This is a genomic window from Endozoicomonas sp. SESOKO2, assembly GCF_024606245.1.
GTDB lineage: Bacteria > Pseudomonadota > Gammaproteobacteria > Pseudomonadales > Endozoicomonadaceae > Endozoicomonas_A.
The window spans coordinates 1-1,951 of record NZ_JAHHPQ010000553.1 but is presented as its reverse complement, the minus strand read 5'-3'; the positions used below and the strand labels follow the sequence as shown (position 1 = coordinate 1,951).

Here is a 1,951-nt window from a genome sequence, read left to right as displayed (position 1 = left end):
ACCAGGAGCATTGTCGGCTATGTGTTTAAGTCTCTCTTTATAAATCGCCAGAGACCGAGCTTCACTGGCTGAGGGCATGCTAGATGCTGCTCCATCGGTTGGATCAGAATACTCATCTTCCCTTTGAAGTTGATCCAATTGCTTGATCGCACCGTCAGCACCTGCCTGTAACAGTAGCAGTGCCACTGTCTGAAAAAGACTATCAGGGGAAATGACAAAATCTTCATGAGGAATATTGAGTGCTGTATGGACAAATTGATCGATGGCAAACTCCTGATTTTTCAGCGATTCATCAGCTTGTACATCAGGAGTTGAGACTGGATTGACTAGTGTTGCCGATTGGGATGGCACGGTGTCATGTTGATGGGGGTGATCTTCTTGATAACACGCCAACGACGGGCAGAATGTGTCGTCTTCCTGATCGTAATTAAAGCCGCATTTGTCACAAGTTACAGCCGGAAGTTGTGAGGGTTGCAATAGTAAATAGAGCAACACCAGAACGACCCTGTAGTGGCAGATTGAATCGAAAGACTTACTCAGTAACATCACGTTTGTACCTTATTCTCTTAACTTTAGAGTTTTCGCGGAATAACCTTCTTGTTTACTGGGCTGTTGTCCTGCTCGGGCGATCAATGGAATATGAAACCCGCAATTCAATGTAGAGTAGTTTCTTAGTTTTTTTATCCAAAATTAAGCAATGCGGGGTAGGTGTTGCTAGCTTGGCACTTACCTTGCGTCTGAGTCCCGTGGAGCAAGTATCTGCCCAATGAAGAGGATTCTTTTTGTTATTTTATTACGCAATATATAAATAAAGGATTGATCAAATCGGATCGATTGTATCGTCACACCCTCATGTGATCTCTTACAGCCAACGTGGGCTGAAGCTGCGTCCCCGGTTCCTTGTTCATGAATTTCAGTGGCACTGTGTTGTCTGAACACATTCGTGCGAACAGGTAAAGGAATAGCTGGCATGGCTCCTGAATTCAGATCGCTTTTGACTGCAGAAATTAAACCTGAGCCTGATCGACTTAAAGCTTCACTCATTTGAGTATTTGTATCCACTTTAGAGTGAGGAGGTCCGGGAGTTATCGTTGAGCTGGATGAAGAGGATTCGTCACAGTCCAATGATGAAAATAATGCCGTAATTATTTTCGGACTTACCGTATAAAGCATACTCTCTGCCGGAGACAAAACCAGAATTATTTCATGATCTCCCTGGTCGGGAAAGGTAAATGCTTCCCAATCATCGTGATGAGCGTACCGGGAAGGATTCATTTTTCCATCCATAATTCTGTCCAAAATGGCTGCTTGACCATTGGGTAAGGTAAATAAAGCTGCACTTTCGGTCCCACGAGACATTCTCAACAGCCCTCTGAAGTAAATAGAAGTTATGAGTTCTATGGATGTTGATAAGGGGCAGGCGATGGGATTGCAAAAACGTTGCACCATACCCTGGGTTAATTGGCAAAATAGTCCGTTGAGTTCTTGGGCCAGACTATGCATAGGCGTGAGCTTCATCAAGTTGAAGTTATCACGAGCCTTGTCGTGTATTTGTTTAAGTCTCTCTTTGTAAATTGACAGAGGCTCAGGTTGACTGGCTGCGAGCAAGCTATTTGCAACACAGTGTGTGTCGTGTCCGCAGGCTGTTGCACCTGATACCGCTGCACCGTACGGCTCAGAATGATCCCCTTTCAGATAATTTTGACGACATTGTTCGGTCGCACCGTCAGCACCCGCATATAACAGTAACAGTGCCAGTGTCTGAAAGAGGCTATCAGGGGACATGACAAAATTTTCATCAATATTGGAGGCTACATATCTAAATACATTTGTGGAAAATTCCAGATTTCCCGGCGATTCGTCCTTCTGTGTACCAGAATTTGAATCAGGATTGACTGATACTGCTGATTGGGAAGGCGTTGTGTCACGTTGAGGGGGCTCATCTTCATCA

2 protein-coding genes are annotated in these 1,951 nt (G+C 44.6%); both read right to left on the bottom strand.

Translation table 11 applies throughout. The features are described 5' to 3' along the window. A partial coding sequence (locus tag KDK17_RS13475; protein ID WP_257288270.1) for a hypothetical protein occupies positions 1 to 549 on the bottom strand: 549 nt, incomplete at its 3' end. A 177-nt stretch (positions 550 to 726) separates the two neighbouring features. Further along, on the bottom strand, positions 727 to 1,951 hold a 1,225-nt coding region (locus tag KDK17_RS13470), incomplete at its 5' end, for a serpin family protein (RefSeq protein WP_257288269.1).